Genomic DNA, 14780 nt, shown 5'->3' with positions numbered 1-14780 from the left:
AGCATGGATAAAAAAATATTATTGCCGTTTACACTTTCTGCATTAACACTCATTTTAAATGGCTGTGGTGGTGAGAGTTCAAAAATTAAAGAGGACCCATCACGTGGAATTGGTGTTACATCAAGCACAAGTTGTGATATCAAAGCTTCTGACTGTTTACTGTTTGTGATGGATTATCCAGTCGCTGGACTAAATTTTGATTGTAGTAGTGATACGGTCAATCACTTTGTGACCAAGGTAGACAGTAACTCTGTATCAGGTGCATGTAAAATAGGTGACACAGTCTCATTCTATATTCAGGGCGAAAGCGCAAAAAAAATTAGCCTTGGAGCTGTAAAACTTGACAGTATTGCTAAATTAAAAATGGCGACGCCACCATTTATTCGCTTACTTGATATTGCGATGGGGGCAACAGGAAAAGCACCAGCCTCATTGAGCATGAATGATGACACGATCAAAGTTGCGATGGGATTGGTTAAAATTTTCCAAGCTATAGGCGTTGAACAAAATTCGAATTTCATTGGGGATATTCAACCCACAGAGATAACAAAAGAAAAACGAGATCAATTGAAGGATATTACAAAAAATGTCGGGTCAACTGAGTTTATTTCTGGTGAATATATTAATATTTTAAAACCATGGCTTGATTTAAACCAAATAACTGATGAAACAGCATTTCGACTACTGATACAGTCCATAAATTTATCAAATACGGGTGTTTGGCAAGCAGAGCTACCTGTTTTAAAACCAGGCGGAAGCGGGTTAGGAAACATCAATGTTGCTTTACCTGATGGTTTTTTTGGTTGTAATAAAGAAGATTATTTTACATGTGTAACAGACAAAACTAATCTGTTGCATTCTATGGGAAATTTTTATCTGTTATCTGATCGTCAGGGATATATTTTTGGTTATGGCCAACAATGGAGAGGGCCAGCTACAATAGTAAATAATATAGTTCGTGAGCCATATGTATTAACTACTAAAGTTAAACCTCGGAAAATGCAATTGAATGCTCAAAGTAATTGGTTTAATCCTATTATACAGGCAATTAATACGGATCAAAAAATAAATCTTAGTTTGAGTGGTAATTCAGCTGAAAATTTATCGATTAAACAAGGCAAAATTATCAATGGTAATACAATTGCTGGTACTGCAGGTTTATATAGATCGGTTATGGGGTTAAAAGAAACTGATACAGTTGATGATGCCCTTTTAGGGATGTGGGAACAAAGAATTGATAACCAACTTTATAAGGGGAGAATCGATATACTTAGGTTTAGTCCAGCAAGTTATTTATCAAAAGATATTTTTAAAACAGAACAAAATGTAGATATACAACAGAAATATATCTTCCCATTATATGCAACATTAACTGTTAAATTTGCAGATGCTAAATTTGAACCAGTTGATATTGGCATCGTGATTGATGAACATGGAGATATCCGTACAGATATAAAAGCAAGTGCGACGGCTACAGACAAGTCCGGTATTTGTGGTACTGTGAAGTCAATTAACACAGATGGGACTATTACCGATAGTAATAACCAGATTCAATATCGCATTGGTACTACAGCAGCAACTGAGTTTAGTACAGCGGATAAATCAATTACGGTACGAATGATTTTATCGAATCCTACATTTGGTTTGGCTGATGGCGTATTATTTGGTTTAAATCTAAGTGAAGGGACAGGTGCAAAGATTAATGTTCATAATTTATTAGCCGGTCAACCGTCTGGTATTAATTTAACAAATTTCCAGAATAATACAGTTGTTTGGTCTAATACCTACGCTATTCAACAGTCAATTTATAATAGTGCATATGATAAACTAACAGACAAAACTGGTTATATCGCTCCAACAGATGACGAAAGAGAGCTTGCTAAAAGATATTCTGGTACGGTGACGATAAAAGTGGCAGATCAAAAGATCCCAGCATGTAATGCAATTAAAACCAAAGTTTAATCAAATTAATAAAAAAGACCGCTTCTGCGGTCTTTTTTATTTAACCCGTATGGTCTAGTCGGGTGCCCAAAGTCTCTAAATGTGTTGGAAATAATCCACTTTTACGATCAGCAAAATAATGTCTAAGGGTTTGTTCTACACTTGGAAAAGCCAGTTCTGTCCAAGGAATTTCATGTTCTTCAAACAAACGGCATTCGATACTTTCTTCACCAGCACCAAATAATCCTTGCTTTAATTGTGCTTTGAATAAGACATAAATTTGACCAATACGTGGGATATTGTACATACAGTAGAGTTGTTCAATCTCAACTTCAGCTTCGGCTTCTTCACGGGTTTCTCTTGCGGCACCTTGCTCCATGGTTTCAAACAATTCCATATAGCCAGCAGGTAAAGTCCACAAGCCATAACGAGGTTCGATTGCGCGACGACACAGCAACACTTTATCGTCCCACAGTGCCAATGCGCCACAAATGACCTTGGGGTTTTCATAGTGAATGTTGCCACAGTGAGTGCAGACAAGTCGTGATTTATGATCACCTATTGGAATTTTTGCTTCAGTTTCATGTCCACACGCAACGCAAAAGCTCATAATTATCATCAGCCGTAGAGATAGCTCAGCATAACTGAATTTTAATGACTTCGCATCATGATCTATGATTGCACTGAAAATTTCAGCTATGATGTTAATTAAGGAACAAGAGAAAAAAAGAGATGAGTCATATGGAAGAACCATCGTTAATACAGCTTTTACAACAACGGTTGCGTTTTTCCAAACGAATCCAGCAGGCGGATGCTGCTGTATTGATTGCAATTACCCAAGAGATGCAACCAAAAGTGTTACTGACACGCCGTTCGATGCAATTGTCCCAACATGCGGGAGAAGTGTCTTTTCCAGGTGGGAAACGCGATCCAAGTGATACCAGTAATATTGTGGTCGCTTTGCGTGAAGCTCAAGAAGAAACAGCACTCAATCCATTTGATGTCAAACTTTTGGGAGATTTACCGATACAGCGTGCGCGTAGTGGTTTATCTGTCAAACCGATTGTTGGGTTAATACCGGCCCAAGTTGATTTAATTGCCCAGCCTACCGAAATTGATCGAATTTTCTTTGCCCCATTACAAGAGTTGATGGATGCACCGCCTTTGCCTTATGAGGTGCGTCTGGCTCGACAGTCGCTTTATTTTCCAAGTATGCAGGTGGAAAGTGAAATTGTGTGGGGACTTACGGCTCGTATGCTGATTTCTTTATTTCAATATGGATTAGGCTATCAAAAAAATTGGCCATTCTTGGTTAATCCACCTCATTTTGGTTTATCTAAGTTCTAATCTATTAAGAGTTATTTATCATGATGTATACCTATCAGGGATTGAGTCCAAAAGCTTTACATGAACCTTGGGATGGCTGGGTGGCGCCAACAGCGACTGTGATTGGTCAAGCAGAATTGGGCCGTCAGGTCAGTATTTGGTTTGGCGCTGTGGTTCGTGCGGATAATTGCGTGATACGAATTGGTAATTTTTCGAATATTCAGGAAAATGCGGTACTACATACCGATGCTGGTATTGAATTGAATATTGGTGAATATGTCACGATTGGACATAAAGTGATGTTGCATGGCTGTAGCATTGGCGATAACTCATTAATTGGAATGAATGCCGTGATTTTGAACAATGCGGTGATTGGCAAGAACTGCATTATTGGTGCAAATGCATTGATTCCTGAAGGAAAAGTTATTCCTGATAATTCCGTGGTAATGGGATCACCAGGTAAAGTGGTGAAAATACTGGATGAGCAGGGTGCTGCACGGTTGCGTTTAAGTGCTTTACATTATGCAGAACATTATAAAAACTTTTTGGAGCTGAAGGAATTTAGCTTTTAATGAATTGTCTTTAAGTTGAATGGTTAGGTTTAGCAAGTTTTTATACCAATAAAAGCCAATAACTCGCCTATAGTGTTTGAGTGGAGTATGATGGGCCACGTTTTTTATTTCTTTTTCGTTAAGGTTTTTGCATGAAGTTGCTTGCATTGGAAACTGCAAATGAGCAGTGTTCGGTTTCATTAATTGATGATACTCAAGAGTTGTATTTTCAGTTGGACGAGCGGCCTAAAGCACAAACTCAAACGATTCTGCCTTTGACTGAACAAGCCTTATTGCAAACAAAAACTCAATTGGCAGATTTAACTGCAATTGCATTTAGTCGTGGACCGGGTTCATTTAGCGGTGTTCGTATCAATGCGGCTGTCACACAGGCACTTGCATGGTCTCAAGACTTACCCGTGATTCCAGTTTCCAGTTTACAAGCCTTGGCGCAAGCGGCTTATCGTTTAACTGGTTTGCAACAAGTTTCGGCTGTACTCGATGCACGTATGCAAGAAGTCTATATTGCCAATTTCAGTGTGGATGAGCAGGGCATTATGCAGGCGATGGATGACGAAAAATTATTAAATTATGAGCAAGCATCTGCATATTGTAAATTTACTGCAATTGGTTCAGGTTCAGAATTAATTAAGCCTAGTCAAATAGACTCAGCCGAGGCTTCCAATGTAACGATTATGGCAACTGCGCAGGATATTGCAATAATTGCCAGAGTGTACGCGGCACAGCAAAAATGGGTGGATGCTGAACATGCGCTGCCTGTGTATTTACGTGATGATGCATGGAAAAAAATTCCAGAACAAGGTAAAGCGAATTAAGGTTAATTATGGATCTTTTATTGCTATTTAAAGCAGCGATTATGGGCTTGGTAGAGGGAATTACCGAGTTTCTACCGATCTCAAGTACAGGGCATCTTATTTTAACGGGTCAATTACTGGACTTTTGGACCATTGAAAAAAGAGATATGTTTGCCGTAGCTGTACAAATTGGTGCGATTGCAGCAGTCATTTATGAATATTGGGGCAAACTATGGGGGGCACTGATTGGTGCGCTGACAGGGCAGGAACAAGGCCGCCGTCTGAGTCTGAACCTGATTATTGCTTCTATTCCGATTGTGATTATTGGCTTGACCTTTGGTGATGTGGTTAAAGCTTATCTATTTAATGCCATTACCGTCGCGATCGCTTTAATTGTAGGTGGCTTTATTATTTTATGGGCAGAGCGTCGCCCCCATCAGATTGTGACTCAAGAGGTTGATGATCTGAGTTTTAAACAAGCCACTTTAATTGGCTTGATTCAGTGTTTGGCGTTAATTCCTGGGACTTCTCGTTCTGGTTCGACCATTATTGGATCTTTATTTTTAGGTGTATCACGTAAAGCTGCTGCGGAGTTTTCCTTCTTCTTAGGTATTCCTGTGTTGATGGGTGCAGGTTTACTGGATATGTACAAGATGCGCCATGAGTTGCATAGCAATGATATGGTCGTGTTGGCAGTGGGAATTATTGTTGCATTTGTTTCAGCTTTGGTTGTGATTCGTGCCTTGATTCGTTATGTGTCAAAGCATGATTTCACTGCATTTGCGTACTATCGTATTGTATTTGGCCTATTTATCTTGGCAACCTGGTGGACAGGCTGGGTGCATTGGTAATGCAAATGCGATGTTGGTATCCAGCGGAATGTGAACAGCAGTTTCAGCGCTTGCAAACACGTCTGGCTGAATTGAATGTACAGCTTACAGGGCAATTGGTTGAAAAGATCAATGCCCGTTTTCTGCGTTTAAATCCTGAAATGGCGTTGGTTTTGGATGAAGATGGGCTTAGTCTCGCTGCCAATGGAATGAAAATGCAGCCAGATTGGCACGCTGAAATTTCTCGTTTAAAAAGAGCCAGTTTAAAATCTGAAATGATTGCCCGAGCCTGTCAACTGGGTGAGAAACCCCGTCTGATTGATGCGACTGCGGGTTTGGGTCATGACAGTTTACTCATGGCCTACCTTGGGGCTGATGTTCGTCTTGTAGAACGTCACCCAATTTTGTTTGTGTTACTGGAATACAGCAAAGCTCAAGCTGAGCAGGATCCTTTCCTACAAGTATTTATGCAGCGGATTCAGTTGATCTTTGCCGATTCAAATGCTTATTTACGGCAATTGAGTCAACATGGTGAGCAGGTGGATGTGGTGTATTTGGATCCCATGTTCCCACAGCGTGATCAGAATCAGCAGGCGATAAAGAAACAGGCGCAAGTCAAAAAGCAAATGCAGTTATTACATATGCTGTTACCTGAAGATGGGGAAATAGATTTAGGTGATCAGTTACTGCATTTGGCTCAACAGATTGCCAAGCGTGTGATTGTAAAACGTCCTAGACATGCTGTTTATTTGGCAGATCAAACGCCTGATCATCAATGGTTAGGTGATGCATGCCGTTTTGATGCATATTTTCCAAAAGGTCAAATTTAAATCAGAATGCATTGATTGTTTGGCTTGCGTCAATGCTCAGTAAAGATTTGTGATATAGTGCAAAAGCATGATTGCTAAAAAATTCTTGTCGAGCTTACACTACAGTCACGCATCGCGTCTTTTAGGAAAAGTACTGCACATTCAATTATTAGAATGGCATATTTTCAGTTTAGGCTTGAAAAGAGAAACTCCCGAAGAATTTTATGATTGACCTTAAACCTTCCATTAATATCTGGCATGATTTTAAAAGTAACCAAATTGCTGGAATGTGGTTGTTCCTGGGGTCTCGTCGTTCCTTACAGATAGTGCACCCTTCAATTACCCAGCTCATTATTTGGGGGATTCTCGGGGGGTGTACCAACTCGCTGTATAGTTGGTTAGTTTCAGGGCAAGTAGGTGAATTTAACTCCCAAGGCTTGATTGGTTACGCACTTTGGCCTTTTATTGCTCTGATTGTGGGTATTTTCCTGTCGCAACGTATGAACCAGCCGCGTTTGATGTTGGTGCCTGCATTGTTGTGGCTTGTACTTGATACCAATATTTTGCTTTTGCAATGCATCATTCAATATCTTGGCTCAAACGGCTATCTCAATTTTATTCCAGACAGTATCTATAACGGTTTTTTACCGCCATTATTTGTTGGATTATTTGTCTGGCAAAGTCTGGCTGTGATTTGGGTATTTTCTCGCGCTTTGAACTGGCCGTGGTGGGAACGTGCCTTGGTTTTCGTGGCAACCATTGCCACCATGGTGGTTTGGCAACTTTCAGTTAAAGATCAGCCAATTTGGAAAGTGGAACAAACTCCGCCAAGTTTTGCCGAAGATGCATTCTATGCACAAAGTCATTTACTGGATAAAGCACTCGATCAAATTCAATACGGTGATATTGCCAAAAGCCATTGGTATTTTATGGGCGTGGCAGGCGATAGCTATGTGGATGTATTTAAATCCGAAATTGAACGCATAAGAGAACAGTTTGATACGCGGTTTGGAACCTTTGGTCGCTCTATTATGCTGATTAATAATCCAGCGACGCGTTTAGAAGTACCAATTGCTTCAAAGACCAGCATGGAGTTGGCTTTACGCCGTATTGGTCAGCAAATGAATCGTGACAGTGATGTGCTATTTCTGTATATGACTTCACATGGTGAACGTAATCATTTTGAAATTGAAAATGCGCCCTTGGATTTAGATCAAGTTGATCCAAAATGGTTAAGAGAAACACTGGATAAATCGGGGATTCGTTGGCGTGTAATCGTGATTTCAGCCTGTTATTCAGGTAGTTTTATTCCAGCATTACAATCACCTGATACCTTAATTATTACCGCGTCTGCGGCGGATAAAACATCGTTTGGCTGTAATAATGAAGCGGACTATACTTATTTTGGTCGAGCATTCTTTGATTTGGCAATGCGCGAACAATATTCAATGAAAAAAGCGTTTGAGCAGGCCAAACAAACCGTGACTAAGTGGGAAGTGGCACAAGGTGTTGAGCCTTCTGAACCACAATGGTCAATGGGGCGCAATATGGAACTCATGCTGCCACAACTTGAGCCGTATCTGTTCCCAGCACAGAATATGGCAACCACAGACATTACAAAAACACAGGATGATGAACATGCAGCTACTGCAAAAAAATCGTTGTTTTGAGGGTGTACAACGAATTTATCAGCTTGAATCTCAGCATCTGAAAGGGAATAGCAAGGTGGGCGTATACCTGCCACCTGCGGCCTTGGAAGGAAAAGCATGTTCAGCGTTGTTCTATCTTGCAGGATTAACTTGTACTGAAGATACTTTCGCCATTAAAGCACATGCACAACGAATGGCAGCTCGGTTAAGTCTGATTCTGATTACGCCAGATACTTCTCCACGTGGTGAGGGGGTAGCGCAGGGAGATCATTGGGATATTGGGCAAGGCGCAGGTTTTTATATCAATGCGACCCAGCAGCCTTGGGCTGAACATTACCAAATGGAATCTTATTTGGTCGATGAATTATATGCGCATGTTTTACACGAGTTCCCGATCATCGAAAGCCAAGTCGGTATATTTGGACATTCGATGGGTGGGCATGGTGCTTTGACCTTGGCATTTAAATATCCTGAACAATTTAAGTCAGTTTCTGCTTTTGCTCCGATTTGTGCACCGAGTATCTGTCCTTGGGGAGAAAAGGCATTCAGCCAATATTTAGGTACTGAGCAGCAACAATGGTTAGCGCATGATGCCACAGCATTGGTTCAACAAAAGGGTCGAATTTTCGATGAAATTTTGATTGATCAAGGTGTTGATGATCAGTTTTATGATCAATTGAATCCTGAAAAGTTTAAGCAAGCTTGCTTGGATGCAGGTCAACATCTGACCTTGCGTTTACATAAGGGCTATGATCATGGTTATTACTTTATTCAAAGTTTTATTGATGATCACTTACAGTTCCATGCCATTCAACTGGAAAAAGTTGCAGGATAAAAAAGAAGCTCATATGAGCTTCTTTTTAATGGTGCTGCCATTCAACAATAAATTCTTGTTGTGCCATACGATTTAAATGATCAATAACCACTTGTTCTAGACGAGCAACGTCTTCTTGCTGATTTTCAATCAGTACATCTAGGTGTTGTTCATGTGGTGTAAGCGTAACGGTGGCTGTCGGCATGAAAATTTTTGAATGCAGCTCAGTCTCTGATACTTCAAATTTATGCTTCCAGTGATTCACTAAACGTTTACTAATACGTTTTCCTTCATTTGTCGTGATTTTAGTGCTGCTATTGGTCATTCAAAGTCATCCTTTTGTTCCAATTATTAACATAGCAAAGCTTGCAATAGATAAAAATAGCCTAGATGCAACGTGGTGTTGCAAGTTTGCAATGCCGTAATAATGACTTTGTAACAGACTTACGTGGTCTAAGTTTGTTATAATCAAGGCATTATTTTCTCAGAGTTTGCCAGGTCATCCATGTCCAAGCCTTATTTAATTGCACCTTCGATTTTATCTGCTGATTTTGCACGTTTAGGTGAAGATGTAGAAAAAGTTTTAGCTGCAGGTGCAGACGTTGTGCATTTTGATGTGATGGATAACCACTATGTGCCGAATTTAACCTTTGGTGCTGGTATCTGTAAGGCGCTGAAAAACTACGGCATCAAAGCCCCGATTGACGTGCATCTCATGGTTTCACCAGTCGATCGTATGATTGGTGATTTCTTGGAAGCAGGTGCAGACATTATTACCTTCCATCCTGAAGCAACAGATCATATTGATCGTTCTTTGCAGTTGATCAAGTCTGGCGGTGCCAAAGCAGGTTTGGTTTTCAACCCGGCAACACCATTACATCATCTTGACTATGTTTTAGATAAAGTAGATCAAATTTTATTAATGAGCGTAAACCCTGGTTTTGGTGGACAGAAATTTATTCCTATGACGTTGGAAAAGCTTCGTCAGGCACGTAAAATTATTGATGCGAGTGGTCGTGACATCCGTTTAGAAGTAGATGGTGGGGTAGGTCCAGCCAATATTCGTGAAATTGCGGAAGCTGGTGCCGATATGTTTGTTGCTGGTTCAGCAATTTTTGGTCAACCTGACTATAAAACTGTGATTGACCAGATGCGTGCAGAGTTGGCAAAAGTTGGTGCGACAGAAGTTTAGTGTTTTCATCCTATTTTTCACATAAGTCTGTGGATAACTTTGTTTATAACTGGGTGGATAACCGTGTTGATAAGCAGGTGGATAAGATGTTGTTAAAATAAACAAAATGATTTCAGTTGTTTATATTCACAACAAATTGGTGAAAAAAGGACAAGTTTTTGTCCTTTTTTTGTGCATTAACTTATTCATTTTGCTTTATTTTTGCTCATGATCATTGAAGTGTTGATTCGCTTGATAAAACAACAGTTTTGAGCGGTGTTAAGATGAAATTATCGAAATTCAAATGCAAAGATGATTGTGCATAAGCATAAAAGAAATTATGCTAAGCACACTCAATTCATTTTTGATTGTTGAAACAAGGAACATTAAGTGCAACTCCGCAAACAATACAAACATCTGTGGTTTGTATTCCTGATGATATTTTTCATCGGGGGAAGCAGTGTGGTCGTTGCAGCAGTTCAAACCCTTCAATCTGATCAAACGACTTCTACAACAACTCAAGCGATGTCTTGTCATGACCAGCAAATGATGGATCAACATCATCAAATGCCACATGCCCATTCGGGTAATTTTGTGAAATGTCATGAAGGAATGATGCAAGATAATTTGCACTGTCAGGACTGTAATAGTTCTTCGCATTGCCAAACAGTAAATTTTGCGTTAGACCAACAGACACCAAGTTTATCTTCTTCGCCATTTCTAGAGCTCAGTACGCATATTAATACGGACTATCAAGCTCGACATCTTGCTGGTTATTGGCAAGAGATTCTACGCCCTCCTAGAACCTGATCTGTCTTTACAAGCCGTTTTCTACATCACAGCGAAACGCGCAATTTGAAAAGTTAACAGATTAGGAAAAATATCATGTCCTCAAAAATATATGCTGGTGTCATTGCTAGCTTAAGCCTATTGTTTGCACCTTATAGCTTGGCTGCAATTAAAGAATATCACCTGAATATTAACCAAGGCACAGTGAATGTGACGGGAAAGCCGGTTAAACGCATCACGGTCAATGGTAAATTTATTGCCCCACTTTTAGAGTTCGAAGAAGGTGATGAAGCGGTTATTCATGTGCATAACCAGTTGAAAGATCAAGATACTTCACTGCATTGGCATGGATTATTGTTACCTGGTTTGATGGATGGCGTGCCTGGTTTTAATGGTTTTAAAGGCATTAAACCAAATGGTAGTTTCGAATATCGGTTCAAAGTTCGTCAAAACGGAACTTATTGGTATCACGCACATAGCAAAGGACAAGAACAAGACGGTTTGTATGGTGCTTTGGTGATTTATCCGAAAGGTAAACAACCTGTCGCGGCTCATGAAAAGGCTGAGCGTGATTATGTGGTGATGTTGTCAGATTTCCATGAAACGGAAAGTGACAAGATTATGGCAAATCTGAAGAAGTCTGCTGAGCACTATCAGGACCAGCGTGAAACAGTGGGCAATGTGTGGAGACAGGTGAAGCAGCAAGGCTTAAAAGCAACTTGGCAAGACCGTTCGATGTGGAATCAGATGCGAATGGCAAAAACCGATTTAGCTGATGTCACGGGCTATACCTATTTAGTCAATGGTCAGACACCACAGCAGAATTGGACGGGTGCTTTTAATGCAGGTGAGAAGGTTCGTTTGCGCTTTATCAATGCATCAGCAATGTCTTTCTTTGATGTACGTATTCCAAACTTAAAAATGACGGTCGTCAGTGCAGATGGTCAGCCAGTGAAACCTGTTCCAGTGGATGAGTTTCGTATTGGCACAGCAGAAACTTATGATGTGTTAGTGGAACCTAAGCAGGCACATTATCAAATTGAAGCTGAATCAATCGACCGTTCTGGTTTTGCAATTGCTTCATTGCACAATAGCATGACACCGAATACGCAAAAGGTTCAGATCCCTAAAGCACGCCCACGTGCATTATTGACGATGGAAGATATGGGCATGGATCATGGTTCGCATGGTCAGATGGATATGAGCAAGATGGATCATGGTTCAGATCAGTCAATGAATATGGCCAATATGGATCACAGTCAGCATCAGATGCCTCAAGGTAAAGCACCAGTTGCACCGATGCAAGAAACAGCGATGGATCATCGTTCACATGGAAAAATGGACATGTCGAAAATGGATCATAGTTCGAATGGACAAATGAACATGGCGGGTATGGATCATAGTGCACATGGTCAGATGGAGATGTCAGCTTCAGCAACGCCGTCAGATCATAGCCAACACCAGATGGCGGTATCTTCTGAAAAAACAACTTCAGATACTGTTCAGGGGTGGGCCAACGCAGCAACGCCATTAGGCCAAAAAGCTTTAAGTTATGCCGATTTGCAATCCTTAGAGCCACAACCTGAGCGCTATAGTCGCCCAGCAGAGCGTGAAGTAGTGATTCGTTTGGGTGGAACCATGGAGCGTTATATTTGGACGATTGATGGTAAGAAATTTAGTGATCCAGACTTTAAGCCTTTAACCGTACGTTATGGTGAACGTATCCGTCTTAAATTTGTCAATGACAGTATGATGGCGCATCCAATGCATTTACATGGCATGTTTATGCAGTTGGAAAATGGTCAGGCACCACAGGACATGCCAAATAAACATACTTTGATTGTTCCACCTGGCAAGACGGTCACTGCATTATTGACAGCAGATGAGATTGGCGAATGGGCGATACATTGCCATCTGTTGTATCACATGAGCGCGGGCATGATGAGTAAGCTGATTGTCGCAAATGTTGATGATTCAAAAGCACCCAAACAAACACCTGTTCAATCATCTCAAGGAGCGAGCCATGCACATCACTAAGCAATCTTCTAAGATGAAACGATATACACAATTATTGGCGATTGGTGGCATGGTCTCTTCTTTCAGTGCAGTCACTTATGCACATGAAGGGCATGACCAGAGCATGCAAATGAATATGCCAGCCCAGACCAGTATGTCGATGAATGCCGCTATGGATCATTCGCAACATCAAAGTCCAACGGTTTCCTCGCAGATGCAAAATAAAGATGAACATGCTGACCATTACAAGGAGCACGGTGGGCAGATCTATCAGGCGACTCAGCTAGATACACAATGGTCGTTGGATGAAGATGGGCAAGGCACGCTCAAATCCAAATTGAAAACTTGGGTCGGAACGGATGAGAATAAGTTATTTATCATCGCGGATTATGCCAAGGCTGAATCAGAAAAATCTGAACAGAGTCTTGCGGCACTTTATAGCCGTAATATCGCTGACTTTTGGGATGTACAGGCAGGTGTAAATTACCGTTATAACGCTGAGCGTGAGTTAGATAAGGAACAAGTTGAAGGGGTTGTCGGTTTACATGGCATGGCACCTTATTTCTTTGAGACAGATGCACATGTTTATTTCGGTCAAGATCAGCAATGGCGTTTTGTTCTGGAAACTGAAAGGGATTTATTACTCACTCAAAAGTTGATCATGCAGCCTTATCTGGAAATGGAGTGGGTGATTCGAGATGAATCGAAGTATGCCGCCAAAACAGGTCTTGCCGATGCAGAAGTAGGGATTAAAACGCGCTATGAAATCGTCAAGAATCGAGTCATGCCTTTTATAGATGTTGGTTATGGCTATAGTAAAGGGCGTAAAGAGACCAATTGGCAAACTGCCAGTGACTCCAAAACGGGTTGGGTCTATGGCGCAGGTCTTTCGCTAAAGTTCTGATATTTTGTTTAAAATGTCATTTTTTCGAGATACTGTTGGTTTATACTAACAGTATCTTTTTTGAGTCATTCATGGTGCATAAATGGCTTTAGAACAACAACAGAACCCAATAACAGATAAAACAAATTCGCACGCCCATCTGAAAGAAAAAACGCAGAGATCATCATTATCGCAACTTGAACTGATTCCTGCTGATGGCAGTATGCATGTAAGTTTTTATTATATTCCACATATGAGCAGCTCTGTAGAAGCGCAGCGTGTTAGAAAAGCCTTACTCCCTTTCTCAGACCTATTGATTGAGCACTGTATTGATTTAGAGGCACGACATTTAGCACTCTATCATCAAGAGCCTGTTTCCGAAGTCACGGCAGCATTACAGCGTTTGAATCTTGGTGCGGAATTACAGCAAACCATGCCTCATTATGAACCTTTGGAACTTGCAACAGTGCAACAAGAAGCACCTCAAAGCAAATATCAGCAGCAGAATGAAAATATATTCAGCCTGATTCAGCAGTTTTTTTCAGCTGCTTTAGCGCGATTTAGGCAATGGATAAAAGCCGTACAAAATAAACAGGATAAGTAACATGCCAAGATGGATGTATGGCTTGCTGGTGATTGCAGTAGGGTGGTTGCTGTGGACTAAAATCATTAAGCCTGCACCAGACATTACTCAGCTAACCACGCAGCAGGGAATACAGGTGGTGGCACTGGAAAACTACGAAGGCTCATTTCGGGTACTTTCAAGAGAAGACTATAACTTAGGGCGTGAAGCTGAATTTTCGCCTATGGATATTGCGGTCGGTTGGGGCGAAATGGCCAACCCTCAAATCTACAAGCAGATTGATATTTCTCAAAGTAACCGTTGGTATCATTGGTCTATCGACCATGAACCACCGATCCCACTTCGACAGATTGCAACGCAGAGTGCAAATATGCATCTCGTTCCTGCAAATACAACAATCGCAGCACAAATGAAGAAAATTAAAACAGATGATCTCGTCTATTTAAAAGGCACTTTGATTGAAATTCAGGCCAAAGATGGTTGGCGTTGGAAAAGCTCTTTATCTCGAGAAGATACAGGCAATGGAGCCTGTGAGTTGATGCGAGTGGATCAGATTATCTGGCAGTAGCGGACCCAAATAAAGAATTTCTTTTTTCAAAAGCT

Annotated in this window: 16 protein-coding genes; 14 read left to right on the top strand and 2 right to left on the bottom strand. The window is 40.8% G+C overall.

Annotation, left to right across the window (positions count from 1 at the left end; genetic code table 11):
- Positions 1-3: 3 nt before the first annotated feature.
- Complete coding sequence (locus tag F909_RS08505) at positions 4-1962, top strand: putative pilus system protein FilF (RefSeq protein ID WP_005151345.1); 1959 nt, start codon at positions 4-6, stop codon at positions 1960-1962.
- Between the two features lie 40 nt (positions 1963-2002).
- Here the strand turns inward: F909_RS08505 and F909_RS08510 are convergent, their stop codons facing one another.
- Positions 2003-2551, bottom strand: a complete 549-nt coding sequence (locus tag F909_RS08510; RefSeq protein WP_005151342.1) for an NUDIX hydrolase — start codon at positions 2549-2551, stop codon at positions 2003-2005.
- A gap of 122 nt (positions 2552-2673) precedes the next feature.
- On the opposite strand from F909_RS08510, the gene F909_RS08515 reads away from it, so the two are divergent.
- The 7 genes from F909_RS08515 to fghA all read left to right on the top strand — a co-directional run bounded on the left by F909_RS08515 (position 2674) and on the right by fghA (position 8756).
- Complete coding sequence (locus tag F909_RS08515; protein ID WP_171067290.1) at positions 2674-3288, top strand: CoA pyrophosphatase; 615 nt, start codon at positions 2674-2676, stop codon at positions 3286-3288.
- Positions 3289-3311: 23 nt separating this feature from the next.
- Complete coding sequence (locus F909_RS08520) at positions 3312-3839, top strand: gamma carbonic anhydrase family protein (protein ID WP_171067312.1); 528 nt, start codon at positions 3312-3314, stop codon at positions 3837-3839.
- A 131-nt stretch (positions 3840-3970) separates the two neighbouring features.
- On the top strand, positions 3971-4654 hold the full coding sequence (gene tsaB / locus F909_RS08525; RefSeq protein ID WP_005151330.1) for a tRNA (adenosine(37)-N6)-threonylcarbamoyltransferase complex dimerization subunit type 1 TsaB: 684 nt from the start codon (positions 3971-3973) through the stop codon (positions 4652-4654).
- An 8-nt stretch (positions 4655-4662) separates the two neighbouring features.
- A complete protein-coding gene (locus F909_RS08530) occupies positions 4663-5484 on the top strand; it encodes an undecaprenyl-diphosphate phosphatase (RefSeq protein ID WP_005151329.1) in 822 nt (273 codons plus the stop codon).
- The gene (locus F909_RS08535) at positions 5484-6293 is read left to right on the top strand and encodes a class I SAM-dependent methyltransferase (RefSeq protein WP_005151328.1); all 810 of its coding nucleotides are present in this window, start codon (positions 5484-5486) and stop codon (positions 6291-6293) included. The genes F909_RS08530 and F909_RS08535 overlap by 1 nt, the downstream gene beginning before the upstream one ends.
- Positions 6294-6496: 203 nt before the next feature.
- Positions 6497-7942 carry a C13 family peptidase gene (locus F909_RS08540; protein ID WP_005151327.1) on the top strand — a complete coding sequence of 482 codons (1446 nt, stop codon included), beginning with the start codon at positions 6497-6499 and terminating at the stop codon, positions 7940-7942.
- Positions 7911-8756 carry an S-formylglutathione hydrolase gene (gene fghA / locus F909_RS08545; protein ID WP_005151325.1) on the top strand — a complete coding sequence of 282 codons (846 nt, stop codon included), beginning with the start codon at positions 7911-7913 and terminating at the stop codon, positions 8754-8756. Before F909_RS08540 ends, fghA begins: the two co-directional genes overlap by 32 nt.
- A gap of 25 nt (positions 8757-8781) precedes the next feature.
- Here fghA and F909_RS08550 read toward each other — a convergent pair whose 3' ends face one another.
- The gene (locus tag F909_RS08550) at positions 8782-9060 is read right to left on the bottom strand and encodes a DUF2218 domain-containing protein (RefSeq protein WP_005151323.1); all 279 of its coding nucleotides are present in this window, start codon (positions 9058-9060) and stop codon (positions 8782-8784) included.
- A 180-nt stretch (positions 9061-9240) separates the two neighbouring features.
- Between F909_RS08550 and rpe the strand changes: the two genes are divergently transcribed.
- From rpe to F909_RS08580, 6 genes are all read left to right on the top strand, one after another.
- Positions 9241-9927 carry a ribulose-phosphate 3-epimerase gene (rpe, locus tag F909_RS08555; protein WP_005151321.1) on the top strand — a complete coding sequence of 229 codons (687 nt, stop codon included), beginning with the start codon at positions 9241-9243 and terminating at the stop codon, positions 9925-9927.
- A gap of 369 nt (positions 9928-10296) precedes the next feature.
- The gene (locus tag F909_RS08560) at positions 10297-10716 is read left to right on the top strand and encodes a hypothetical protein (protein ID WP_005151319.1); all 420 of its coding nucleotides are present in this window, start codon (positions 10297-10299) and stop codon (positions 10714-10716) included.
- A gap of 75 nt (positions 10717-10791) precedes the next feature.
- Positions 10792-12732, top strand: coding sequence for a multicopper oxidase domain-containing protein (locus F909_RS08565; RefSeq protein ID WP_005151317.1), 1941 nt, complete (start codon positions 10792-10794; stop codon positions 12730-12732).
- A complete protein-coding gene (locus F909_RS08570) occupies positions 12719-13615 on the top strand; it encodes a copper resistance protein B (protein ID WP_005151315.1) in 897 nt (298 codons plus the stop codon). The genes F909_RS08565 and F909_RS08570 overlap by 14 nt, the downstream gene beginning before the upstream one ends.
- An 82-nt stretch (positions 13616-13697) precedes the next feature.
- Positions 13698-14198 carry a hypothetical protein gene (locus F909_RS08575; protein ID WP_005151312.1) on the top strand — a complete coding sequence of 167 codons (501 nt, stop codon included), beginning with the start codon at positions 13698-13700 and terminating at the stop codon, positions 14196-14198.
- A 1-nt stretch (position 14199) separates the two neighbouring features.
- Positions 14200-14745: a hypothetical protein gene (locus F909_RS08580; protein WP_005151310.1), complete on the top strand. Its 546-nt coding sequence runs from the start codon at positions 14200-14202 to the stop codon at positions 14743-14745.
- The last annotated feature ends 35 nt before the right edge of the window (positions 14746-14780 follow it).

The sequence above is a fragment of the Acinetobacter sp. ANC 3929 genome, from assembly GCF_000369405.1.
Classification (GTDB): domain Bacteria; phylum Pseudomonadota; class Gammaproteobacteria; order Pseudomonadales; family Moraxellaceae; genus Acinetobacter.
Note: the sequence above shows the minus strand (reverse complement) of the source record. Positions and strands in the feature narration are given on the sequence as shown.

Excerpts from the sequence above, each read along its gene's own strand:
- F909_RS08570 (WP_005151315.1), top strand. The coding sequence starts at position 12,719 with ATGCACATCACTAAGCAATCTTCTAAGATGAAACGATATACACAATTA.
- F909_RS08550 (WP_005151323.1), bottom strand. The coding sequence starts at position 9,060 with ATGACCAATAGCAGCACTAAAATCACGACAAATGAAGGAAAACGTATT.
- F909_RS08515 (WP_171067290.1), top strand. The coding sequence starts at position 2,674 with ATGAGTCATATGGAAGAACCATCGTTAATACAGCTTTTACAACAACGG.
- F909_RS08540 (WP_005151327.1), top strand. The coding sequence starts at position 6,497 with ATGATTGACCTTAAACCTTCCATTAATATCTGGCATGATTTTAAAAGT.
- fghA (WP_005151325.1), top strand. The coding sequence starts at position 7,911 with ATGCAGCTACTGCAAAAAAATCGTTGTTTTGAGGGTGTACAACGAATT.
- F909_RS08565 (WP_005151317.1), top strand. The coding sequence starts at position 10,792 with ATGTCCTCAAAAATATATGCTGGTGTCATTGCTAGCTTAAGCCTATTG.
- F909_RS08575 (WP_005151312.1), top strand. The coding sequence starts at position 13,698 with ATGGCTTTAGAACAACAACAGAACCCAATAACAGATAAAACAAATTCG.
- tsaB (WP_005151330.1), top strand. The coding sequence starts at position 3,971 with ATGAAGTTGCTTGCATTGGAAACTGCAAATGAGCAGTGTTCGGTTTCA.
- F909_RS08535 (WP_005151328.1), top strand. The coding sequence starts at position 5,484 with ATGCAAATGCGATGTTGGTATCCAGCGGAATGTGAACAGCAGTTTCAG.
- F909_RS08580 (WP_005151310.1), top strand. The coding sequence starts at position 14,200 with ATGCCAAGATGGATGTATGGCTTGCTGGTGATTGCAGTAGGGTGGTTG.
- F909_RS08510 (WP_005151342.1), bottom strand. The coding sequence starts at position 2,551 with ATGAGCTTTTGCGTTGCGTGTGGACATGAAACTGAAGCAAAAATTCCA.
- F909_RS08520 (WP_171067312.1), top strand. The coding sequence starts at position 3,312 with ATGTATACCTATCAGGGATTGAGTCCAAAAGCTTTACATGAACCTTGG.
- F909_RS08505 (WP_005151345.1), top strand. The coding sequence starts at position 4 with ATGGATAAAAAAATATTATTGCCGTTTACACTTTCTGCATTAACACTC.
- rpe (WP_005151321.1), top strand. The coding sequence starts at position 9,241 with ATGTCCAAGCCTTATTTAATTGCACCTTCGATTTTATCTGCTGATTTT.
- F909_RS08530 (WP_005151329.1), top strand. The coding sequence starts at position 4,663 with ATGGATCTTTTATTGCTATTTAAAGCAGCGATTATGGGCTTGGTAGAG.